The 24,897-nt window shown below is 40.2% G+C and carries 19 protein-coding genes, 1 tRNA gene and 1 pseudogene; 8 read left to right on the top strand and 13 right to left on the bottom strand.

The window, feature by feature from the left end:
* The 4 genes and pseudogenes from B9A91_RS00005 to B9A91_RS00020 form a co-directional block, all read right to left on the bottom strand.
* Window positions 1–2,780 (bottom strand): annotated as a pseudogene (locus B9A91_RS00005) (hypothetical protein); the annotation flags it as partial.
* Between the two features lie 504 nt (window positions 2,781–3,284).
* Entirely contained in the window at window positions 3,285–3,809 is a 525-nt protein-coding gene (locus B9A91_RS00010; protein ID WP_084236209.1) for a hypothetical protein, read from the bottom strand.
* Between the two features lie 186 nt (window positions 3,810–3,995).
* The gene (locus B9A91_RS00015) at window positions 3,996–7,088 is read right to left on the bottom strand and encodes a glycosyltransferase family 2 protein (protein ID WP_084236211.1); all 3,093 of its coding nucleotides are present in this window, start codon (window positions 7,086–7,088) and stop codon (window positions 3,996–3,998) included.
* Window positions 7,085–8,368, bottom strand: coding sequence for a glycoside hydrolase family 2 TIM barrel-domain containing protein (locus B9A91_RS00020; protein ID WP_200815589.1), 1,284 nt, complete (start codon window positions 8,366–8,368; stop codon window positions 7,085–7,087). Before B9A91_RS00020 ends, B9A91_RS00015 begins: the two co-directional genes overlap by 4 nt.
* Before the next feature lie 569 nt (window positions 8,369–8,937).
* Between B9A91_RS00020 and B9A91_RS00025 the strand changes: the two genes are divergently transcribed.
* From B9A91_RS00025 to B9A91_RS00065, 7 genes are all read left to right on the top strand, one after another.
* Window positions 8,938–9,744, top strand: a complete 807-nt coding sequence (locus tag B9A91_RS00025) for a carboxypeptidase-like regulatory domain-containing protein (RefSeq protein ID WP_084236213.1) — start codon at window positions 8,938–8,940, stop codon at window positions 9,742–9,744.
* A 70-nt stretch (window positions 9,745–9,814) separates the two neighbouring features.
* The gene (locus tag B9A91_RS00030) at window positions 9,815–10,114 is read left to right on the top strand and encodes a hypothetical protein (protein WP_084236215.1); all 300 of its coding nucleotides are present in this window, start codon (window positions 9,815–9,817) and stop codon (window positions 10,112–10,114) included.
* Between the two features lie 362 nt (window positions 10,115–10,476).
* Window positions 10,477–10,917 (top strand): hypothetical protein, encoded by a 441-nt coding sequence (locus tag B9A91_RS00040; protein ID WP_084236219.1) that lies wholly within the window; start codon window positions 10,477–10,479, stop codon window positions 10,915–10,917.
* A 161-nt stretch (window positions 10,918–11,078) separates the two neighbouring features.
* Window positions 11,079–11,744, top strand: a complete 666-nt coding sequence (locus tag B9A91_RS00045; RefSeq protein ID WP_084236221.1) for a hypothetical protein — start codon at window positions 11,079–11,081, stop codon at window positions 11,742–11,744.
* A 12-nt stretch (window positions 11,745–11,756) separates the two neighbouring features.
* Window positions 11,757–12,101: a hypothetical protein gene (locus B9A91_RS00050; protein ID WP_084236223.1), complete on the top strand. Its 345-nt coding sequence runs from the start codon at window positions 11,757–11,759 to the stop codon at window positions 12,099–12,101.
* A gap of 29 nt (window positions 12,102–12,130) precedes the next feature.
* Window positions 12,131–13,156, top strand: a complete 1,026-nt coding sequence (locus tag B9A91_RS00055) for a hypothetical protein (protein WP_084236225.1) — start codon at window positions 12,131–12,133, stop codon at window positions 13,154–13,156.
* 297 nt (window positions 13,157–13,453) lie between these two features.
* Entirely contained in the window at window positions 13,454–14,044 is a 591-nt protein-coding gene (locus B9A91_RS00065) for a hypothetical protein (protein WP_084236227.1), read from the top strand.
* A gap of 49 nt (window positions 14,045–14,093) precedes the next feature.
* On the opposite strand, the gene B9A91_RS00070 is transcribed toward B9A91_RS00065, so the two are convergent.
* The 7 genes from B9A91_RS00070 to B9A91_RS00100 all read right to left on the bottom strand — a co-directional run bounded on the left by B9A91_RS00070 (window position 14,094) and on the right by B9A91_RS00100 (window position 19,183).
* Window positions 14,094–14,167 (bottom strand) — tRNA-Arg (locus B9A91_RS00070).
* A 51-nt stretch (window positions 14,168–14,218) separates the two neighbouring features.
* The gene (locus B9A91_RS00075) at window positions 14,219–15,589 is read right to left on the bottom strand and encodes an exonuclease domain-containing protein (RefSeq protein ID WP_084236229.1); all 1,371 of its coding nucleotides are present in this window, start codon (window positions 15,587–15,589) and stop codon (window positions 14,219–14,221) included.
* A 98-nt stretch (window positions 15,590–15,687) separates the two neighbouring features.
* A complete protein-coding gene (locus B9A91_RS00080) occupies window positions 15,688–16,089 on the bottom strand; it encodes an OsmC family protein (protein ID WP_084236231.1) in 402 nt (133 codons plus the stop codon).
* Between the two features lie 112 nt (window positions 16,090–16,201).
* Window positions 16,202–16,768 carry a hypothetical protein gene (locus B9A91_RS00085; protein WP_084236233.1) on the bottom strand — a complete coding sequence of 189 codons (567 nt, stop codon included), beginning with the start codon at window positions 16,766–16,768 and terminating at the stop codon, window positions 16,202–16,204.
* 109 nt (window positions 16,769–16,877) lie between these two features.
* Window positions 16,878–17,972, bottom strand: coding sequence for a DNA polymerase IV (dinB, locus tag B9A91_RS00090; protein WP_084236235.1), 1,095 nt, complete (start codon window positions 17,970–17,972; stop codon window positions 16,878–16,880).
* 63 nt (window positions 17,973–18,035) lie between these two features.
* A complete protein-coding gene (locus tag B9A91_RS00095; protein WP_084236237.1) occupies window positions 18,036–18,212 on the bottom strand; it encodes a histone H1 in 177 nt (58 codons plus the stop codon).
* Window positions 18,213–18,325: 113 nt separating this feature from the next.
* Window positions 18,326–19,183: a sigma-70 family RNA polymerase sigma factor gene (locus B9A91_RS00100; protein WP_084236239.1), complete on the bottom strand. Its 858-nt coding sequence runs from the start codon at window positions 19,181–19,183 to the stop codon at window positions 18,326–18,328.
* A 224-nt stretch (window positions 19,184–19,407) separates the two neighbouring features.
* Here B9A91_RS00100 and B9A91_RS00105 point away from each other — a divergent pair, with 224 nt between their 5' ends.
* Window positions 19,408–19,896, top strand: coding sequence for an Lrp/AsnC family transcriptional regulator (locus B9A91_RS00105; RefSeq protein WP_084236241.1), 489 nt, complete (start codon window positions 19,408–19,410; stop codon window positions 19,894–19,896).
* 63 nt (window positions 19,897–19,959) lie between these two features.
* On the opposite strand, the gene B9A91_RS00110 is transcribed toward B9A91_RS00105, so the two are convergent.
* Together B9A91_RS00110 and B9A91_RS00115 are read right to left on the bottom strand one after the other, a co-directional pair.
* On the bottom strand, window positions 19,960–21,552 hold the full coding sequence (locus B9A91_RS00110; RefSeq protein WP_084239511.1) for a RagB/SusD family nutrient uptake outer membrane protein: 1,593 nt from the start codon (window positions 21,550–21,552) through the stop codon (window positions 19,960–19,962).
* 10 nt (window positions 21,553–21,562) lie between these two features.
* On the bottom strand, window positions 21,563–24,772 hold the full coding sequence (locus B9A91_RS00115; protein WP_235012308.1) for a TonB-dependent receptor: 3,210 nt from the start codon (window positions 24,770–24,772) through the stop codon (window positions 21,563–21,565).
* Window positions 24,773–24,897: the final 125 nt, after the last annotated feature.

The raw sequence follows: 24,897 nt of genomic DNA on the forward strand, positions 1-24,897 counted from the left end.
GTATAAGCACCTGAAGCATTCGCTACATAAGTCTGTCCCGTTTCTCCTGCCAATAGCACCCCATCCCTGTACCACTGGTTACCAGTCGAAGCACTCGAAGTTAAGGTTACTGAACCGCCAGTACAGAATGTTGTTAGTCCTGAGGCTGTAACTGTTGGTGCAGGAGGTAATGGGTATATTATTATTGTCTTTACCTCAGATACAGTAGTACATCCAGCAGCTGAAGATACTATCACCCTTATTTTAACCTTATCTAAAACCAAAGGAGCATTTGTTATTGTTAACGTTGCCGTACCGAAATCAGAAACACCATTAGCGGCAACAAAATCCACCCAGCCACTTGAGCCTTCATATTGCCACCTGTAAGTATCTGTACTTGAAGACGAGACTACAGTTGTTGAGCCATTGGTGCCTTCACAAATAGTGATATCAGATGGTCCGCTGGTAATAACTGGGTTTGAATTCACCGATAATAAAACAGTAGTTTTTTTTCTTTCATTGCCAAAAGTCCCTATGGTAAAATTAAAAAGACCTGCCTGACTTGGCGTTCCATTAAGAGTAACTATGTTTGTTGTATTATCAAAGGTAGTAATCAGTCCAGATGGCATTCCAGTGCTAAAACTCGGAAAACCACCAATTGTACCTACAGTATAAACAATTGGTATTATGGAAGATCCAATACAAAATTGCTGGGGATTAAAAGTATTGTACTTAATGTTATTACAACCCTCAATGGTTGAACCGTTCAAACACTCCTGGTGCGGATCCACAGGTATAGCAGAGATAGGGTTCGTAGCATCCGGATCCGTTACATCGGGCGGTCTCAAAATACTGGCTTCAACTTCAAAAGGCTGATTTAAGAGCGGTACAACAACAGTTCCTGTAACCGTAAATTCTATCACAGTCTGATTGTTCATAGCTACTTTCGACTGGTATGTACTTCCCGAAACAGCGGCATTACTCACAGTCCCAGTTCCACTGATTATCGTTGGTACAACAGAACTGATATTATACCCTGTCGGCGCCTTAAAATCGAAGGTAGAACCAGAAATATCACTTGGCCCATCATTTTTAACCCTTATCTTATAACTTACCTTCTGATCAGTAAAATAGGTATCAACAGTTGGCGTAATACTTTCAACCAACAGATCAGAAGATTTAATGACCATTGCAATTGGCTGGGATTCTTCACTGCCCTGGATATAAGTCCAGGTATCCATAGATTTATTATTGCCAAAACCATTACTGGCAAAATTCGAATCGTATACTCCCCATTTATGGCCATTGGTTAAACTTGAAACACCTGTGACAGCATTACTCACCGGGTTCGGAGTTCCACTTGCTGACCCCGCACCAGATATATTACTATCATCCCAGTAGACCCTGCTACTATACACCCCCTCATCCGCGGAACCTGTTTGAAGGTTATAATCAGTTGTGTTATCGGTTAGTTCTATAATTACGCCCTGCGGGTTTACCTCCATATCAATGTAAGGAAAATGAACTTCTGCCGACAATAACCTAGTTTTTAACTGACTTACCGAAGTCCCAGCCGGCACGTAGTTTCCATTTGCGTCCTTTCCATCCCAAAATACAGTGTTGTTGCCAACAGAAGCTACACCTACAATCACTCTGTCGGCCCCTGATGGTACTGGAATGGTAATCTTATAAGTTCCCCCTGTGCTGGAATTAAAGGTAATGTTCCCCCCCTTTCTACTCACCTGCCCCAATGTACCCTCTGCACCTATTACTTTCAACCCAGTAATCTGTGGTAACACAGCCGTATTTTTAAGCCATGTTGTACCACCAGAAACTCCTGATATATACATTGGAGCACTCGCGGGCAAATCAGGATTAGGTTTGTTATAAAAAATTTTATGGGTTACATTGTTACCCGCATCTGGCAGCCTGGGGTCATGAGTGTAAGGAAGTATATCCGCCTTTTCAGAAAGATCCAGACTTTTGTAAGTAGGTATTGAATTCACAGCAAAACCGTTACTGTTCGAGAAGAAAGTAAATCCAATACCCTGATTCCCATTTGTACGAACACGATATGCCCTACCATCTTTTGTTAGCACATAATGCGTAGCGTAATAAGCGGTAGAAGAAGTATTTGAGGAGTTACTAAGCAAAAGATTCAAAACATTTGTATAGGTACGACCAATCAGCCAGGAAGTACCAAACCTTACAGATACATCCCATGCAGCAATGACGTTGGGATTTCCACTTGATGTCGTTCCCTGTGTCCAGGTATCAGTAGCTGATCTTGCCGGAACCGTTGAATTATTGTCTCCCGTCTCTCCGCCCGGTGGCAAAAAATCTACTGTCCATACCCCTTCTATATTAACACTAACCTCAAAAGGAATATAGCGATTTGCATCTCCGGCAGCACCATTTCTCGGACCCGCCAGTTCAGCTGCACGATCGCTAATGCGTCCGGTTGAACTACCTGATGTAGAAGCATAAACCTGCCCGTTAGGGGCAGTGATACGGATAATTCCATTATTAATACCCTGCGCACTAGACCCTGTAGCTATAATTTCTCCAATTTTTGCATATACAAAATGTGTACCTGTTGTCTTAAATGGCCATGAACTCGTATGAAAGGTGTTGGTGTTGCAGTATAAAAAAGCCCTGCTCCCATTTATCTGCCCACTAGGATAAAGATCCCTGCTCCCTTCAGCAAATACATTCAAACTAAAAAATAAAAAAACAAGAATGCCCAGACAGAATTTACCTCTGTGAGATGAGAGCACATCAGACCTGAGCGCATTTAGCATAAATTCAGTTTACATTAACTTTACTAAAAAAACTTCTTACCTGACACAGTGATTATTTTCTTAAGAGAGACAAACCCATCAGAAAAGTCAACACAAGCAAACAAAAATTTCTTATAAGTATAATTTCATTTACCTCTAGCAAATTAAATAGAATTCATGTCTTTTCCATTAAAAAAATAAAATTTTTAATAACAATCAAGCCAAAAATATCATATCACCAAAAAAATACCTTAATTTATACAATAAAGGCACTTTTTAATAAAGGCACCATATATCACCGCTCCAGAAAAAAAAATAAATTGTAGATTTTTGAGTAAAAAATTACTCATATAGAGTAAATAATAAACACAAATTAAATAAATAAAATTATGCCATCATAACAAAAAAGCAATAAAAAAGAACAAAAAAAGTCAAATTGGAAATTTTAATCCAAAAAACGTCAGACCAATCCAGAAAACAAATGATAAAAAATAAACTAAAAAGAAAACCAGATGTGGTAAAACCTCATTGCACAATCAAAGGCGTATTAAGTTTGGATTTTACAATTTTCAACACCTTCCCTTCCTTGATCACATATAAATAAATCCTATACATTACCGGATCCTTAGGAACGTTCAGGACAACCGAATTTCCTGTTGCAAAACGCTCCATAGAAACCGGCTTTTCAAACCTGTCAACCCTGGAGAGGTTCCATTCAAATTCAAAACCGTGCTTTAAAGAATCAGTCAGTATCCATCTATTGTTGTGTTTGATCAACGCGTGATATTTTAATGCTGCACCTTCAAAAGTTCCCAGAGCAGGTTTCAGAATTTTAACTTCTGGTACCTCAAAACGTACCGGGCTTTTTACCCAAAGATGAGCAAGTTGCATAAAGTCAAACTTCTCCCTACCCTGACCATCCTTAATCCCATTTACCATCACCCGATCAACCCTCTTTTCATCCTGCCAGTTCGAAATGAATATTCCCTCTGTAACCGTTCCTATACCAGTATAGGTATACACCGGCACATCACTATAAAAATAAGGCACATTTAAACTTCGGGCAAATGACTTTATCTCCGGTTTATCATCCGAAACCAGTCCATAAGCATCAATCTGAGGGATAGCTATTTTAAGCCTATCAACCGCAAAATTCAGGTTTTCAGAAACTTCTACATCAACCGATATAGGTCTTTCAGGATCAATTTTCCGAATGTTGACAACGAGTTCCTTGAGCTAGTTTAAGTAGGCATTTTGCTGATAAATCAATTCCGGCTTGTAATAATATAAGTCGAGTTTTTGAAAGACAGCGTTTCCTATATTCCAGGAAACAATCATAGGTTCCTTTTTTAGGGAGTTGACAGATTTCAATATTTTGGTCTGTAATTTATCCAATTCTTTCCCATCAGCTAAAAAATCCAGTTCATCCGAAATCCAGTAGCTATAGTGTATGCTGATACCAGTACTTTTGGCAGCTTTAAGTATGTTCCGGTCATAAATATCAGGGCCATAACGTTTAATCACATTGATCCCTATAGCTTTCATTTCCTTGAAATCGTTCAGCATATCGTAAATGGTTACCGTGTGATAGTTATTTGTCCAGTCTCCACCCCGGTTATAATTTATCCCTTTAAGTCCTGTAAACAAATTCTTTGCATTTCGGGATACAGACTGAGGGGCAGATTGATCTACCTGTGGTATCCCCAATATAGCACCAACAGGCTTGTCTTTGTTTTCTGCGGCAACAGGCAACAAAAGTTGTTTTAAAACCTCAGGATGCTGAATACTCCAGTTCAGTGCAGTCTGCCTGGCATTGCCCGGTACATTTCTGTCAAAATCCGAATTAAAGAAAACAAAGCCCTTGATTTCTTTGAATTTCTTTCTCACCCTAAAAGCCTCTTTAAACCACTTATCCTGATCTCCCGCATCGGCAAGAGAGCCCATCTCTGCCAGCATAACCGGTAACCCAGAGCGGAAAATTGCATTTTGATGAAAAGGCTGATAAAGCTCTTCCATAGTTGTCCATCTTTTATTTGAATTTAAAGCGCCATAGTTCAGATTGGTAACACCAATCCAATCCACATACTGTTTTCCGGGAAAATAGGCAGTAGTATTTTCTGCCTTCCAAGGGTTCCACACCCACACTGCATTGTAAGTAGCATGAGCATAAAAGAAATCATACACATATCTCCAGGCCTGCTTAAATTCAAAAGAACTATTGTTACCAGTTGCAGACCACGGATATGCAGGATTATCCATTTCATGCGCAAAGCGCAGATAAACAGGGCGCTGCAACCCTCTAACCTGGGCAGAAAATTTCAGCAGATACTGATCGTATTTCCCCGCAGTTATATTTTTGAATACCTTTTGATCCGCCTTCTTGTTTCCATAATCCCCGAATAAATTCTGCCATGGTTCCCAGGTAATCATCGGAACCGATCCCTTTCTATAAATAGAATCAACAGTCTTTATTGGCAAATTGCAATGCCCTTCATCTCCCCAGGGAATATATACAGATACCAGATCAAAATGATTGTCCAGCTGTTGCTCCAATTGGTTAACCTGCTTAAGTGACGACAGTCCGTTAAAGCCTGCAGGAGAAAATACACCAGTAATAAAATACTTTGACTTATGGTCGGGGACAGCCGGCATGATTGTCTTTTGACCAGAAAACTGAGCAAAATACAATATTGTACATGCCAGGATAATGGTAATAATCAATGATGCGCTTCTTACCCCGGCATATAAGCGCCGTCTCATTAGCCAAAAATCTATCTTTACACTTTTTACCCAGCTCATAAAAGCATTTGCCTGTGGGTAGCGCTCTTTTAGCAACTGATACTGCTGCTGTCTGCTTGCAGCAATATTAAAGCAAAGTATAAAGCTATTCAAACCTGCAAAACCGACCATAATTAAATTATAGGGATTCCAATCCACCCATAAACCATATCCTATTGCTATAACAGACAACGCCAGCATAACCAGGTTTGGCACATTTAAAGGCCAATTATTGGCTTCATTACCATCTTTAGGTGTCGGCACATAGGGTATTTTTTTTCCAATAATGGTATATACCAATCCCAGGATGTATATCCACCACGTGCCGATCATCAATAAGCCTCCGACAACATGAAAGCCCCTTTCTTCATCTTCCATAACCCACCATTGTACAAAATGACGAATCAGGAGTGTAGAAGCAACAAAAGGCAATACCACCAACCCGAAACTGGCAATGTTCATTCGCATCGGACTGACATCAAAAAGCAACGAAATAATTGGGATTAGGAAATTAATCAGATAAATCAGTCCAGAAAGGTAATGGAGAGGGATAACCGCATAATGTATTTTTTGTTTCCAGGTAAATCCCTTGAAAAGCTTAGGGTAGGCAGTAAGCAGCAAATCAAAAACACCCCTGGACCACTTTAACTGTTGCTTATAATATGCAGAAAGTGTTGATGGGACAAGTCCCCGCGCCAAAACACTAGGCACATATACCGATTTCCAGCCTTTGGAATGCAATTGCATGGCCGTATGCATATCTTCCGCAAGCCCTGCAGCATGCCCACCTATAGATTCCAGCGCAGTCCTGCGAAACGTGCAATTTGCACCAATAGCCAATACGGTACCATACCTATTCATCGTCATCATCATGGGCCCATAAAACTGATAGGTTTGCTGCGCCGCCCCCTTGGCAATCAGATTTTCATCATTGTTTTTGTAAGCCTGTACAATTTGCACAAAACCGATTTCAGGATTGTTAAAATGTGAAACAATAGGGTCAAGAAAATTAGGAAAAGGGACATGGTCCGGATCTAGCACTACACAAAGCTCACCTGAAGATCGCGCCAGCGCATTGTTGATATTTCCCGCCTTGGCATCTATCTTTTTTATGCGCGTAACGTGGTTTACACCCAACGCCTTACATAATTTTTTCAGATATGGATCATCAGCTTCATCGCACAGATAACTATTGTGAGGATAGGTAATGGCCTGAATAGCCTTCAATGTCTCCTCAATCATCTCATAAGGCTCTCCGGCACAATAGGTAGTAAATATATCTACCGTATATACCTTTTCATGCAGAGGGGTCTTGGGAATTGTGATAAAAAGATAATGGCACCACTCATGAATTGTTTTAAGGCACATGAATACAAACGTAACTACCAGCATCCAATACAACGGCGGGCAGCCCCTTACCTCCGGCACAAGCATGTTATAAAGAAAGAAGACCATAGCCGCCAATCCAAGTGTAATCATCAGCCTCAATGTAAACCGCTCCATTCTCGTAGGCGGCGACACCAGATGAATAGGTTTCAGGACAGGTTTCATTTGTCAGTAATTACGTAAAAAGGTGTATTTACAGTAGAGAAATGGCCATTTTCATCATAAATCGTAGCAAAAATCCGGTACGGTCCTTCGTCAGTTGGTGCTTTAAAGTTTACATTTAATCCCTGATCGTCCTCCATAAGTCCTGCAATAGGTTTTAATTTTCTGGTACTGTGCAGGTTATTTTTCTTGTACCAATCTTCCTTAAAAATCTGCCATTTTACTGTTTTTATTATTGCCTTTTCCAACATCAATACTTCAGCTGAAGAGTGATTTCCGGGCGATAAAATGATATTGTCTCTTGCCCCCTTTTTATCCAGAAGCATGTATTTAATCTGTGGAAAAGGATATTCTTTCCTTTTGCCCGTCCAGATGTACTGCATGGTACTTACAACCTCAGATTCTGCCCCGTTCTCATCAAACATACTAAACCAGGTGTGCGTTCCTTCTTGTTTGTTACCCCAATAAAAGGCAAAAGCTCCCAAAAATCTTGGATTTTCTACAGGCATATATGTTTTATACCTTTCCAGGTAAATATCTGCCTTTTTTGTACTGTTGTCTTCAATGTAAGCCCCCCAGGCAGTCTGCTCTGTCCCCTCCCAGGGGCCATTTATACCCCATTCAGCCAACATAAAAGGACCATTCCAAAACAACGAGACGCCTTTTAGCTCGTCCCTTAAAAAAGAAAGCCTGCTAAAAATATTAAAAGAGATCAGGTCAACATTGCAGCGCGCATTAATATTGAAGATGTTCTTGGAATTAAAATTCATTACTGTTGTGGTAACCGGATGGTCAGGATCTTCCCGGTGAATCATCTCCGTCAATTCGTTAAAAGCCTTATAAAAATTCAGGTAAGCCGGCTTATGTGGAAAATCCAGCTCATTCCCTATGCACCACATTAACAGGGCCGGATGTTTTTTAAACCTGGATACTACCGATTCAAATGCCTCATATTGCTTAGCCACCTTACTTCCGTTATTGTAAAAGGCCATATAGTCACTGTTAAAAACCGGCAAGCCAACCACTACAGCAATTTCATTTGCAGCAGCACTATCTAATACCTTAGCAAGGTTCAGGGTATCCCATACCCTTACGGTATTCCCTCCGGCTCTTTTCAAGACATCAAAATGCGCATTACCAGATGCACCTTTAATATAGAAAGGCTTTCCATCCCTATACAAGATATACTTTCCGTTTTTTTCTTCAATATGAACCTTTCCCTGCAAAGTATCCTTTTGCCGTGAAGAACTTATAGCTGCAGCAACCAGTAACAGTGCCGACAAGAATATTTTTATAGCTTTCAAGCAAACAATAGTTTCTTTCAATGATAAAACTTTTTTATCGATCTGCCTAAGCTTTTTTAAATTCTGTTTAAAAAGAATGCCCAAGAGTAAAAAAATACCTTTCGTTTACCTTAGAGAAGATTTTCACCTATCGATTCCTTTCTATTTACCAACTGCTTATTAAAATTATCTAAAACGAATCACCAATGAGAAGAACCTAGGCAAAAAATGGCTCAGGTTTTGATCGCTGCAAAATAAGTGACTGTAGCTGGATTGTGTTTTCAGAACGTAAAACAATCAGCTGCAAAAGAACCAAAATAAACCGGGCACTACATTTTAATGATAAAAAACAGGAATTGTGCCCACAGTAAGTAAAAGCCCCTGAGGATAAAGAAAGCAAACTCTAGGAGTAACAAATTGTACAATCAATGGATATAAAAAAGAACAGCCTAATAAAAGATCAATAGATTTTACTTTACAGAAGTCATTCAATATAAAGAAACAGGCGAAGTGTTTGAATATTATAAAGTCAAGATCACGTATGAACCATAAAAAGAACGGAAAACTAAATGAAAAACTTGCATTATACCCTCTTCTTGTTTTTGCTCTTTTCGTGTAAACCAAGGGTAAATAATTTTTATCAGGGAAAGGTCATAGACCTGAACAATAAACCTCTTGAAGGTGTCATTGTAACTGAAGAAGACAGGAAGGAGAAACAGACCACAACAGATAAAAACGGCTATTTTAAATTGGATAGAAGTCCGGATTGGCTGGGAAGGTTAATATTTATCAAGGATGGCTATCAAACTGACACCATTGCAAGTGTATGGCATCAGGCAGGTGAAACAACTGAATACAACTTTATTGAAAAAGACACAACTATCGTCAGGTTAAAAGCAACCAAAGTTAAAGATTCAATAGTTCCTTCCAACTCTCTATTCCAGTCGATTGAGTCCATAGGGCTGCCTTTCAAAGACTCTACAAATTTTGATAATTTTAATTTTAAGGAATCCCGAAAATTGACAAACCGGGAAGCTGGTATTTTAAAACTAAATACCCTATACAGTGGAGCCACGGGATTTTATTCCAGATATACCGTTCCATTCTCCACTAAATTCAAATCTGTTGTCATTAGCTATCATCCCAACGAACATGAGTTGATTACTACACTTATTAATTATGATAGGGATTATAATATTCTCGGTAAGGTTGATATCGCCTATGATGAAATTGCAGAATCACAATTTTGGAAAGAAAGCCTGCTGACAATGGATAAAATTATAGTCGATGAAATCAGCTGGATGGAGAACGGGCCGGTCAGGAAAACAAAAGCCTACGAGGTTTTGCCCAATGGCAAAATAACCAGGAACCAATGACAGACAGAATAATCAATACCAGCTCAGTAAAACTGGAGTCGGCCACAGCAGAAATAGGCTATTTTGATATATGAAATATGTAAAAGAAATAAAATCAAGCATTACAGGAGCCCATGAACTTGAGGAACAAGATGGGATTACTTATAAGATTAAAATATTAGGGCGAGGTGAAGAACTCTTTTTTCAAAAGGGTAATGATGCCTTAATTTGTGAAATATCTGCCAGACATGCAGTGATTGATCCCAGGACTATTCGTAGATGGGACAGCGGGAATAAAATTTCTGATGATGAACGGGCCCTTATATTAGAAAAGATCATTGAACTGTACAAGAAAGCGTACAAAGATGATTTGTCTGCTTTTAAAAATTAGTCGCTGAATGATAAAAGCTGATGAATCCAAAATCAAATCACTGATCATATGACAACAATTCCCGAAATCGCATCACACGAAAATATAACGGAGCACTACCTTCGGCTAAATATTGAAACAAATGACCTGCCCTGCGGATCTATTGATTTCGTTTCGGAAAAGATCAATTTCAATATTTGTGGTCGATGCCTCTTCAAGGGAATGGTAGCCATAAAAGACATCCAATTGGAATATAAGGATGGAAAATTAATTTTTATATTCAAGAACAAAAAGAATTTACGGTTCAATTGCAGTTTAAAAGAATTTGAAACAGTAAGTACACATATTAGGACCTATGGATATCATCCATAAAAACATTAACTATGAATTTTTATCTAATAAGGAATAGAAAAGCTTCATGGGGAGATTACGGAAATATTTTTTTGATAGGGACATTTTTACCAGCTGTTTACCCCTATAACAAGTATATTGCTGTTGTTGAGTCCATAAAACAAACGTTGGAAAAATATGATCTTAAAGGTCTGGATTTCTCGAAGGGTAAAAAGAAAAAAATAATACCTATTGACTGGCAGAATTGGGCAATAGAAGAACCAATACCTCGTAAGCCTAAATCTGTTGAACCTGAAGACTTTATATTGAAAGGAAAGCATGATGAACTACTTGCCAATGAAATGGATGAAATCTGGATTATTTCACCAGCCGACACCGCAAGAGTAGTAATTGACAGAGACAAAAAGGTTCATGATGAATGTAACCATATCAGTTTAGATTTGACAGGCTGGAATGAGAGTGATGTAATTTAGAACACCACAATTAGGACATATTTTTGCACAGAAAATTTCAAAATTGCCGTAGAGAAAACACCTAATTCGCATTTAACCTTTATTCCTATTCTTGCAGTTTAGTTGTATAGTAAAAACCATCCCATATTCATGATATGAGAATTTATATTTTTAGAATAACTATGAAAATTTTAATCACCTTACTTGGGGCAGTAGTCCTTCTTTTTCAATCTTGCACCAGCAAAGACAAGCATCCTGATGTTTTAACCCTGGAAAAACTAATTGAAAACGGAGAGGTTATTTTCATCGAGAAAAAAGATTCAGTTTCACTATCTCCTTTCATCACGTTTTTAAACGACTCAGTTTATTTAACGCAAACATCACATCATAACTACTCAGAGACAAAAAACTCAGGCAGTAATGAAAAAACGGCGACTGAGGTAAGCATAAAAAACAGCTTTGCGCTTAAAAATGTATTTAATGGCAAAACGTATCATTCAGAAACGTTACATTCAAAATCACTGGTATCCATAAATAAAAATAATGATGTGATCATAAATGATGTCATGTTCTTAGCCCCTGATTACACCTCAAAAAAACCAGCAGACACAGCCTTTGCAAAGAAAACTACAGATATAAAAGCGGATGAAAAATTAAACGAACTGGATGAGTTTGACAAAAGCATTATCCGTAAATGGACAAATACCGGCAGGCTTGGAACCATGCACGAAATGTTTTATTACCAACTTGGTGGAAAAAAGTTTAAGTCTACATCAGAGTGTTATTTAATTACAGAAAATGGAAATTATTTTTATAACAGTAAGTTGGGAATACTTAAACTTAAGTAAATAATATTGGTTATGGAAAAGTATAAGAAAGAACTCGACAGGATCAGGGTTATTTTCGAAAACTTCTATACTGTAAAGGTTACCAGTAGCGATAAAGAGTACGAAACAAATAAAATCAATAAACAACAAATTCAGCAGCTTATTGTGAGGATTAAACAGACGCAGGATTTGTCTCAAACAGATCAACAGGATTTGGTGAATGAAGCACTAATACTCTTGGCGAAAAATACGGGCAGTGCAGAAGATATTGAAATTGCAGAACAGATCTTAGATCATCTGTTTTTTGAGCTGAAAATAATCAGTCAGCATGAGGTTGATAGGTTTTATCAATGTAACGCAACCCGGCGCTGGGAATAAAACTGACCACTGAAAAATAAAGTATAAAGATGAAACGGGCAAAAGAAATAAAATCAACCATCAACGAAACCTATGAAGTTAAGGATCGTAACTACAATCATATAGCAAGATTTTCAGCATTTTTTATGGTATTGGTGTTGCTTTCATGCCAGAGTCCTTCTGGTCATCAATCGCAAGCGGCCAGTACATCCGACACAACAAAAACAACTATTACCAGGCATGATCAAGAAATGTCCTGCGACCAATTCCTGTCAGCCATCGTAAAATCCAGCAATGCAGTTGCGCTGAAACATTTTAGTGATACCCTTGTAAAAGTCCGCCTTGAATACCTTACAGCTGAAAAAGCAAGGATTAAATTATATGTGCTCAGTGATATTTCGGAAGATCCGGCAAATAAAAAGCTAACAGAAAATGCCGTGGGCTGGTTAGAATTCCATAGGCAAAACAAGCGGTTGACAGACATTACCAATGACCCCGATAAACCATTGGTTTTACAATATGACACCACCCTTTTGCAAAGGTATGATCTTTATAAATTGTGTGGCGCTGAAGCTGCAATTGTCAAACCCGGAACCGGTTATGAACAAAGAGATGTGATGCAGGAAGCCGATATAAGATTTAATGGTAAATTGAAACGGTTTTTTACCATGGCTGAGTTTGAAAAAGTATTTGGCAAGCCAGACAGCATACAAATGCTGAAAGATGAAGCCCCCTGTATCACTATTTTCAACACTGAAGCCCCGGATGATAAATATGTATACAAAGACGGTTCCCGCTTTGAAACCAGCAAGGACAGGGTGGCTGTTGATGAGTTTTGGTTTCTGAACGGAAATTTCATCACCTATAAAGGTATCCGGATAGATGCCAATACTACGATGAATGATATCAAACAGTTGTTTCCGACCGCTGTAAGCGGAAGACTGGGAATGGATAAGGAAGGAAAACTCTGGGTAATTCAATTAAGAGAAGATCATGAAGGAATTTCTTACGGACATATCAAACTGTTTTTTGAGAATGGGAAAGTAACCTTTATGCACTGGTGGTTTCCATGTTAGCATAAACAGCTGAGGATGTTCATCATTAATTAATCATATGTATTAAAATGAAAAAGCAAAATATTCAAAACTCAGATTATTTAAAAAGAGAAAAGAATTTTCTTAACGCAATTACTTCTGAGGAAACTTTTCAGGTAATTATTGAAAAGAAAATCATCAACAGATGAATTATGCTATCCATCTGGTCTTTGGGCAAGCATCTCCCAACTTACGTCCGACAGAACTGAGTAAAAAAATTATAGATCAAATGGAGAGTGATGGGGATTTTTATGACACATTAAGAATAAAACAAGAAATATGACCATTCCAGAATTTAAAGAAAAGCTACAAACCATACACCAGACGCTCTTCTCTGAAGAGGCACTGGATAACAATGAAGCTGATCAAAGCTATTTTGATGTTCTCTACCCATTTGCAACATCTTTGAATAAAAATGTATATCCATTTTTTGCCTTCAGGGAAGAAAGCGAATCGACAATCGAATTCATCTTTAACAACCGGGTAGCAGATCTATTTATGGTAAGCAAAGATCACATGTTCGCTGATGATCCTATGGTATACATCAAGACCAAAGCGCAATGGGAATCCTTTGAATTCAGTTTGTCTACGTTATTGCTTACCGAATATGTGAATTGGATAGCGGAAAATACCAGTAGCAAACTGGAATTTCGTCTCGAAGGATATGCAATGTATGTTAGAATAAAAAAAAACTGGAACCAGTTTTTTAACCCTTTCTCTTATCCGGATAAAATATGGATAGGAAAAGAACTGAAATCAGTGATCCTGATACAAAATGAGATCGGTATGCTAAAGTGCATAGCAATAGATGCTGGGAATTTACAAATAGCTCAGAAGCTGTTGGAAGAATCACACATTACAGAAACTTAAGGCAAAAAAAACGGAGTGAAAATTTCTGAAAATATTCACTCCGTTGATGTACCCTGGAAGGGACTCGAACCCCTGACCCACGGTTTAGAAAACCGTTGCTCTATCCAGCTGAGCTACCAAGGCATCTCTTATTAAGAGCGGCAAAGATAGAAGTTAGGAAGTAAACACGCAAATTTAAATGACTATTTTCTTCTGTGGGAACTGCGCCGTATAATTGCTGATCATATTTAAAATGTAATTATCAGAAGGATAGGGTTGTAATACAGATTTTAGCATTTCCGGACCTTCTATATCTGTATGGTAAGAAATATAGCCCATGCCGTAAAACTTACCCTGCTCTACCAAAAGGCAGCTCTGCTCCTCTTCATTCCTCCCCTTATCCAATACCGCAAAAGTTGGCAACATTCCTTTCAAATACTCAATAGCATATTTTACGCGTACATTATACGATGCTGCCGATTCCTTTCCTACACAGGCCCCGCTGCATTTCCCCTCTATATGCGCCGTACAGGCAATTCTTTTGGTTTGAACATAACATAACTTTTCACAAAGAATATGCTCCTTTATCAAAGACCTCAATAAGTTATGTCCCTCCAACAAGGTATTGAAGCTATGCAATATCGGCATCTGCTTTTTGTATTTGTCTATACCCAACCTCATATACCCGTTTTGATCTTCAAAAACATACAAAGCATATTTTTGCTCATGGTGCTTTAATGCCCGGTTATTCTCAGGCCAGAGTCGCTTAATTTCTGCCGCTTCCAATATAAAAGCCATCAATTCGGTACCACAGATTTCAAAATCAACCGAATGAATGTTCTTTAAAAATTCCTGCCGCTGTTTTCCTATGTTACTTCCCGTAAAATGAGAATAAACCCGCTTCTGAATATCTTTTGCCTTTCCAACATAAATAATCTCCCCTTTTTGGTCCTTGAAATAATAAACACCTGGTACACGTGGAAGCCGGTCTATCTGGCTTCTGGAGAGATTTGGCGGCAAAAGTTGCTCTTTAGCTTTCCGGTTTAAGGTCTGCGCAATCAACCCCTCCAAATCAGATTTGATCAGCAGCCCCAGCAAAATCGCGGTTGCTTCCGCATCCCCGCCTGCCCGGTGACGGTTGTGAACAGGGATACCTAAAGCAGCACAAAGCTTGCCCAGACTGTAAGAACCATGTCCCGGAAATAACTTCCTGCTCAACCTTACCGTACATAGTTTTTGCGCATTTAACTCATAACCAGATAAACTCAAATGATGTTTTATGAATGAAAAATCGAAATTCACATTATGCGCAACAAATACCTTGTCCAGCAGCAATTCATAGAGTTCATCAGCCACTTCTTTAAATCGTGGCGCATCTTTAACCATATCATTACTAATCCCGGTAAGTGCCTCAATATAGGGTAGAATATCCATTTCCGGGTTAATCAGGGTTTCAAACCGCTTTATGATTTCCTGCCCATCATATACCAACACCGATATCTCTGTAATTGCATTACCCGAAGCAAACCCTCCGGTAGTTTCAATATCTACAACAGCATACAACATCAACAATCAGTTTTACTCAGTTTAACAGCTCAAATATGCTAATAATATTAGTAAGTTCATTAAAATATTTCAACTATAACTCATGAGCTGACAGCCCCCTAACTCGTTTCAATTTTTATTGGATTATTCAATATCTTATGAATAGGGCATTTGTCGGCAATTAACATTAAACGTGCACGTTCATCATCGGTCAACGTTCCGGTAAATGTAATTTTTCGTTTAATTGTCGTCTCCTTGCCCATCTCCTCTTCCTTACAAATCGCAAGTTCAATTTTAATGTGTTCCAGGTTAAAGCCCTTTCTATCGGCGTACATTCTTATGGTAATTGCGGTGCAGCTTCCTAAACTGGCCAGTAATAAAGCGGCTGGTGACAAGCCCTCATCGGTACCACCAATATCCTCAGGTTCATCAGCGTAGATAAAATGTCCTCCCGAATATACCTTGGTTTTATAATGCGCCCTGTCCAATTCAGTAACGGCAGTGATCTGCTTGTTCTCCATATTCTTTTTTCTTTAAAAATACATATTCCCCAACATAAATAGGGCCATGTTCCCTAAATGCAGAAAGGGTGCAGCAATTGCTGCACCCTTTCCTTTAATCAGCCTCAAAAACCTATTCAGCCTCTCTTTTGATATAAGTTTTATTGCCGTTTTTATTGATATAATATTTTCCACCACGCGGACCGGTTAAAATTTGCTCCCCGTTAGGGCCATGCAAACTTCTGTCAATCGTAGGTTTGTATTCCTTGGCGGTAGTGGCAACAGAGGTAGCCTGCTTTTTGGTTGCCGCAACTTCCTTTTTCGCGGCCTTTACCGGAGCTTCAACTTTTTCCTTATTTGCCGAAAAACGCTTGTCTGGCGTACCGTCTTTTTTCAAACCCGGTGCATTTGCAGCCTCTTTAGCTGCAGCTTTGGTAGTGGTTACTTTTACTTCTTTTTCAACCGCTTTTGCATTGGCATAACGTTTATCAGGCGTGCCATCCTTTTTAAGTTTAACCCCGGCTTCCTTTGTTTTATCCTCTGCCTTTTTCGCATCTGCCTTAACTTTAGCAGCCTGTTTCTTCGCATCAGTCTTAGCTTTTGCAGTTTCTTTCTTCGCAGTTGATACCGCGGCTGTCTGCGCCATGCTCAGGTTTACACATAAACCCAGGATAGCAATTAACGATAGTAATTTTTTCATAGTCCTTTTTTTATACGTTGATTTCCAATTTGCTTACCCGACCAACAGGTAATCATATACAATTTAAGATATTGCTTCGAGTTTAGGAAAAAAAATTTAACGCCCCATGCTAAGGAAATAACCTCGGCTGGTAAACATTATTTATTTTCCCCGCTCCATTTTCAAAATTGGAGAGCGAAATTCCCAGCAACCTCACACTTCTCGATGTAAAATCTATCGTCTGCAGCAGCGCCTGCACTACCTCCATCATCCTGTCAAAATCAACTATCCCCTCAGCAAAAGATTTGCTCCTGGTTAGCTGTTTAAAATCACTGAATTTCACTTTTAGCGTGATGGTCCGCCCTGATAAATTGTTTTGTTTAATACGGTTAAAGACTACCTTTCCTATCTTCTCCAGTTCAATCTGCATCTCTCTAAGTTCGGTCAGGTCATACGAAAATGTGTCTTCTGCACCAATAGATTTCGTCTCCTGATTAGGTTCTACCGGGCGGTTGTCTATCCCTCTTACTATTTTATAAAAAAACCTCCCACTCTTGCCAAATAAGTTCACCAGTTCCGTTTCCGACAGTTTTTTCAGATCAGCACCGTTATGTAACCCACGCATTTTCATCTTTGCAGCAGTCACTTTCCCCACACCATGAAACTTTTCAACCGGCAGCTGCTCAATAAAACGTTCTACTTTTGAAGGCCCAATAAAGGTTAAGCCATCCGGTTTATTGATATCTGAAGCTATTTTGGAAACAAATTTATTGATGGATACCCCTGCCGATGCTGTCAAATGCAGTTCATCTTTTATTGCCTGCTTAATCTGCTTTGCAATGTCTATAGCAGAGCCGATCCCGAGCTTATCATCGGTCACATCCAGATAGGCCTCATCTAAGGAAAGCGGTTGGATCAGATCAGTATAGCGACGAAATATTTCCCTGATCTGCCTTGACACTTCTTTATATACTGCAAACCGGGGATAGACAAAAATAAGATGAGGGCACAATTTTATGGCCTGTTTGGAGGGCATGGCTGAATGTACCCCGTAGGCCCTTGCCTCATAACTTGCGGTGGCAACCACTCCACCCCTGCCTTCAGGTGATCCGCCCACGGCAATGGCTTTGCCCCGCAGGTCAGGATTATCCCTTTGCTCTACCGAAGCATAAAATGAATCCATATCCACATGGATAATCTTACGGTATTGGGTGCTACCTTCCATTTATCAAGCCTAAATGAGAAAGGCCCCGATATTTCGGGGCCTTTCTCATAAAATCAAAGATGATTACTTTGCATTTTTTTTCTCAGTAATTTCAGTACGGATTTCCTGAGCAAGACCTTTTAAATCCTGCATAGCTTTACGTACCCTGGTACCAGCAGCACCATTACCTGAATTATAGAATTTGTCTGCATCAGCTTCAGCACCAGCAATTAGTTGTTTAAGTTTTGAAAATTTTTCCATGTTTTTCTTCGTTTAAGATTTTTTAAATATAAGATATAACGTGCTAAAGTTAATAATTATTGGATTTTCACCAAATGAATATTTATACACATATTTTTTTGCACCAGCAGATGTTAAAAATAATCAGACAAAGCCCTGCTGTATTTTAACCGCAGGGTTTTATGCGCTTTGTCCCTAAGCTGCCGCAACCGCTCCTTCCCTATACTGAATATCGCTACCATATCTTCCAGCGGGGTTGGCGCGTAGCCGTTCATTCCATAAAACAAGATCAGAATTTTTTGCTCCCGTTTGGGCAAACGACTGATCGCCCGGTTCAGGTCAATTCGTATAGATTCATCTATTGTACGATGGTCTGTATCTCTTGTGCTTTTATCCACCAGCTTATCCATCAAGGTCAGTTTGCTTTCTCCATCCACCAGCTGGTCCAGAGAACAAGATGCAATACCTATATTCCTACAGGCTGCTACCTGTTCTTTTGTAAATCCTGTAGCCTCCGCCAGTTCTTCAATGCCAGGCAACCTTTCCAGTTTTTGCTCCAGTTTTAAACCTGCCAGATTGATTTTAGATAATGCAGCCAGCTGGTTGGCAGGCAGGCGCACCAGGCGTTTCTGTTTCGCAATAGCCGTTAATATAGCCTGACGGATCCACCATACCGCAAATGTAATGAACTTAAAGCCCATAGTAGGATTAAAACGCTGGGCCGCGATCATCAATCCTAAATTACCTTCGCTGATCAAATCGCAAAGCCCCAGCCCTCTTCCCTCATAGTTCTTGGCAATTGAAACTACAAAACGCAGGTTGCTCTCTATCAATTTGCCAAGTGCCTGCTGATCGCCATCACGCGCCTTGCTGCTCAACAAAATTTCCTCATTCATATTTAGCAGTTCAATTTTACCAATATCCCTCAGATACCTTTCAACAGCATCTGAATCCCTCCTGGTAATAGACTGTGCTATCTTTAACTGTCTCATATCATTTATGCTCCTTGTTTTTTACAAAACTCGCAAGCTAAAACTGAATAGTTGACAACTCCGTTAATTTCCGGAAAGTGTCCGGTTTTAGGCATCGTTTACCATACAACGTTTGTTTTGAATAAAAACAAACACCTTAAACAAAATAAAATTTCGTTAAGAATAAAATCACCTGTATAAATATATATTTGACACCAGCTAACTAACCATAAAAACTACTACTAATGACCACCCCTAACCAAACAACACCCAACCCTGATACGCTTGATTTTGAAATACTAAAGATTCTTGTACGCAATTCCAGACTGGGCAGCAAAGGAATTGGCATGCTGCTCAATCGCTCCAAATCTGTTATTGCAGAACGTATAAACCGCATGGAGGCAAATGGCATCATTAAAAACTATGTCGCCATTGCCGACCATAAAAAATTAAATAGTTTGTTCATCAGCTGTATACTTGTACGGGTAAAAGACCATTCTTCGCAGGCACTCGATCTTTTCAAGCATAGCGTATCAGATTTTGAAGAAGTTCTGGAATGCCTCCATATTACCGGACATTTCGATTTTTACATTAAAGCAGTGGTAGAACACATGGCCTCCTTCAACTATTTCCTCACTGAAAAGCTGGGCTATCTACCCAACCTGGCCGAAGTAAAATCATTACCTGTAATTGATGAAGTAAAAAGAGAAGTACTTTATCCCGTATTTAATTAAAAAAGCGCACAGCATGACGCTGTGCGCTCAGATTCTGCCTTCTATACTCAGGCCGTGTACAAATTAATTGTAATTCGGGTTTTGTGTCATCTGCGGATTTGCCAGTATTTCCTTTTGCGGTATAGGCCAAACCATATCCCTGTTGGCTTTAGCCGATCTCACTTCAACATTTACAGGCTGGTTTGTTGCAGGATCTACCGCACCATAAACCTGACCGTTCATCACTTCTTCAAATATCCCCCATCTCCTGATGTCGTAATAACGTACGCCTTCAAAGGCCAGTTCAATGCGCCGCTCGCGTCTTACCAATTCCCTCAGTTTTTCCTGGGTATTGTACACAGCAACGTTCACGTTAGGCATCCCGGCCCTGTTCCTGATTTCATTTAAATACTTTACTACATCGGGATTGCCGTAATCTCCCGTTTCAATCAAACATTCTACATAGTTCAACAATACTTCTGCATAGCGCATAATCATGTAATCAAGCGTTCTTGTTCCGGTCTTATCTTTAGGGTCCAGGTACTTATTCACCCAAAAACCAGTAGCAGTTGCATTTTGGTTTCCTATTTTATCCATACTCGATCCTGCAAAGGGATTTAGCACTACTCCCGTATAGGTTGTCCCGGGTAATATAATAGAAGCCAGCATCCTTGGGTCCCTGTTGTTGCGGTAATTCGGATCTTTGGTATAGATTGCAACAGAATCGGGGCCTAGCTCTGCAAGAGTTTTACCCTGCTTTGTTTCATAAGCATTCACGATAGAGGCTGTTGGCGAGACCACGGTCTTACCACCGGTACCCAGCGGGGCAAAAGTAAGCCATTGGTTCCCGCTGGTATTTTCCCTGAAAAAAATACGCTCATTATTAATTTCACCGGTATAAAGGAATAGGTCTGCATAACTTGCTTTAACATTGGTGCTTTTGCGCAAACTATAGTCCCCCATATCTATGATCTTTTTTGCCGCGCTTTTTGCCAGCTCATAATCCTTGTTATAAAGCGCATATTTTGAGATCAGCCCCCAGCAAGTGGCAGCAGACATCCGCTTTAAATCGGCATTGTCCACATACTTGTTCGGAAGATGGCCATTACTTGCGCAATCAGTCAGTTCCGCAATCACAAAATCATAAACCTCTTTTGCTGTATTTCTTGGCAAATAACTTCCTTCGGTGCTTACCGATTGCTTCATGATGGTTATTCCGCCAAAAAACATCGATAATTCCATATGGTAATAAGCCCTCAATGCCCTTGCCTCATAAGGATACCTGTTTTTAATGTCCTCATTGGTGATATAGGCTTTACCCATATTCTCCAGGAAACGGTTCGCCCTTCTGATATCGCGATAATCATCATCCCAAATTCCGGTCCCAACTGCCCAGTTGGGACCCTGTATTCCTTTGGTATAAGATTCATAGTCGCCCCTGGTACTTTGTCTGGCCACGGCATTGTCACTCATTGCATCCAAAAACATCAGCTGCCGGCCTGAAGCACCATCCGGTATTCCGGCATATACAGAATTCAGCGCTCCCGTTACATTGGCTTCCGTGTTCCACCATATTTCATCATAAACATCCGTAGGATGGTCGTGGGTAAGGTATTTTTCGCAGCCTGAAAATACAACCAGGCTTGCCGCACATACGATATAGAAAATCTTTTTCATCTTCAATGAATTAAAATTTAACATTAAAACCTATTGTATATAGTTTTACAATTCCATAAGTCCATTGATAGCCACGACTTTCAGGATCCGTAATTTTAACAGAAGTAAAAGTAAAAGGGTTCTGGGCATTGAAATATGCTCTGATTGCACTTACACCCAGCCTTTTTGCCATAAGCGGTTTAAAATTATAACCCAGCTGTACAAACTTTACCCTAAGATAGGCAGCGTTCTGAAACCAGAAATCCGACGAAACTTTATTATTGGCAGGTGCAATAGACAATCTCGGGAAACGTGCATCTGTACGCTCCGGTGTCCAGTAGTGATCTGCATAATAAGTAGTAGGTATCCCGCCATCGGCACTGAAATCCAAAGGCTGTGCAAACATGCCATACAAAACAGCATCATTATTGCCCACGCCCTGAAATAGCGCTTCAACATCCAGGTTTTTATAAGCCACCCTCAGGTTGGCAAAATAGTTCAGCCTCGGTATTGGGTTCCCAATTACCCCCTGGTCTTCAGCGCCAATCACATTGTCATTGTTCAGGTCCAGGTATTTGATGTCTCCGGGCTTTGCATTTGGCAGCACCGGGATCAGCGGCTGACCGTTTCCATCAAAATCGCTTTGCTGCAGCAAACCATTGGTCTTATAACCATAAATGCTGTTGATGCTCGAACCAACCTGTGTAATTACGGTCGGGCTTATAATAGAGCCTCCCCGCAGCTTAAGCACTTCATTTTTATTGTACGACAGTCCGGGTCTGAACGACAGGCTCAGGTGCTCACCAATCCTTTCATTGTAATTTACAGACGCTTCCCAGCCTTTATTCGATACCTCACCGGCATTCACCGGCACGTCAGCCTCAAACCCTCCAACCAAAGGCAGCACAGGAAAAAGAATGATGTCATTGGTTTTCTTATCGTAATAATCAAAGGTAAGTTCCAGCTTATTGTTCTTTAGCAGCCCCAGGTCCAGACCAATGTCCAGCATATTTACGGATTCCCAGGTGATGTTCGGGTTTCCATAGGTAGTTTCCACACCACTGCTGCTGTTGATCAGGGTCTGGTATTTGTACAGCCCGATATTGTCATTGCCAAGTTTTCCGTAAGAAGCCCTTAATTTCAGGTTGTTGATGATTTTTGATCCCGCCAAAAAGTTCTCATTGTGCAGGTTCCAACCCAAAGCAACCGATGGAAAAACACCAAATTTATTTCCCGGTCCAAAACGGGATGAGCCGTCGGTACGTACCGTACCTTCCAGCAAATACCTGTCTTTATAAGAATAGTTCAGTTTGGCATAGCCAGACACCATAGAAAACACATCCCAGGAGCCGCTGTTCGTTTCTTCCTGAGAATAGCCGGCCAAAGCAAAGATTCTGTGGTCATTAATATTCAGGGTATAATCCAGGGTCGTTCCTACATAGTAATAAGTGGTCCTTGCAAGTGTAGTTGCCCTTTGCAGGGTCCAGGTCCTCAGCAAATTTCCCGTAAAGTAATCAAAATGGTTAAAATTCTCCCGGGTATCCCGGCTTACATCACTGTTTAACCTGAAGCTAAATTGCCCCCTAAGGTTCAACCCCTTTGCCATTTCCCATCTTGGCTGAAGGTTGATGCTCGTTTGTCCGAATTCAAATGCACGCGTGCCCCCTACTTCTGCATAGGCAAGCGGGTTTACAATATCTACGTGCTGCCCATAAAATACGCGCCCGTCTTTCAACGGAAATTTCGGAATTACGGTCGGTGGCACCCGGTACATATCTTCCAAAAGCCGGTTTCCGGTATTGCCCGATGCACTTGGCCTGTTGGGCTGCTGGGTATTCCTTCTTATCGCCAAAAGGTCAAGGTTTACCTGGAACTTATCGCTTAAGGAAATGGTGGTATTGGCGCGGATGTTAAACCTTTTCATATCACTAAGGGGAATGATCCCTTTCTGGTAAGTATAGTTCCCTGTCAGCGCAAACCTGGCAATATTACTCCCGCCGCTTAAAGAAAGCGAATTGCTGGTAATCGGGGCGGCGTTGTCTATCAGCATATCCAGCCAATTAGTATTGGCATAAGCCAGGGTCGGATTGGCCACCGGGTCCATCCCATTACGGGTATTGTCTATCTGTTCCTGCGTAAAAGGCAAGGCATTTGTTGGGTTATTGTTAAAACTGGCCTCATTATACATACGCATATAGGTAGGTGCATCCACCGTTTCCGGTAAAGTGGAAGAGCGCTGTACACCATAATAGCCATCATAAGTGATCGCGATCTCACCGGCAACGCCCCTCTTGGTGGTAACCACAATAACGCCGTTTGCCCCTCTCGATCCATAACTTGCAGCCGCCGCAGCATCTTTCAATACCGTCACGCTTTCTACAGTTACCGGATCAATATGGTTCATGTCCATCGGGATCCCGTCAACCAGAACAAGCGGATCTGAATTTCCCAGGGTACTGATACCCCGTATCTTTATGGTAGCCGCATCACCGCCCGGCAAGCCAGAGCCCTGCGAAACATTTATCCCTGTTACCCCGCCCTGTAAGGATTGCGAAAGCGTAGTAATGGGTTTACCTTCTATATTAGACTTTACATTTAAGGTAGCCAGTGAGCTTGCAATGTGTTTCTTTTGCTGTTCGTTCATTCCCACCACAACGATCTCGTTCAATGCAGATACATTTTCTTTAAGCGATACGTTGAGGCTTCGGTCGGCCTTAACAACCGTATATTCAAAACTCAGGAAACTGATCATAGAAAATACCAGCACATCGCCTTTTTTGGCTTTTATGGTAAAATAACCATCACCGTCTGTAGTGGCACCGGTAGCAGAACCTTTTATCCTGATACTCACCCCAGGTAACGCTGAAGGCGGCTCATGCGTATCATATACGCGTCCTCTAATGGTCAGCAGGCTATCCTGTATACTGTTTTCGGTTCTTTCCTTGGCAAAAATCACAATCTGACGGCCCGAAACCGTATAAGTAAGCCCACTTTCTTTCAAAGCCTTATCTAAAATCTCTTTTATGGTTTTATTGTTTAGTTTAAGGTTTAGCTCTTCATACCTGTTCAGTTTAATGAAATCGTCTTTATAAATGATTAAGTAATCGCTCTGCTTTTGAATCTGCTGAAATAAGTCCGGTAAATTCCCTCTGATCAGGTCTATGTTCATCCGAACCTGGGCTTTAGTATTGGCATAAGCGGTCATCATTCCCATCCATAATAAAACCATTGTTACTTTCATAGTTCTTATTATTTTAGTTTTGAGCCTTAAATAGAATGCATGAGGTTCACATACATGAAGTTTTTTCATATTTTTGTTAATGAGTTAAATAATAGCTTGAATTGGTTATTGTTTGGAGGAGATGT

Source organism: Pedobacter africanus, from assembly GCF_900176535.1.
GTDB lineage: Bacteria > Bacteroidota > Bacteroidia > Sphingobacteriales > Sphingobacteriaceae > Pedobacter > Pedobacter africanus.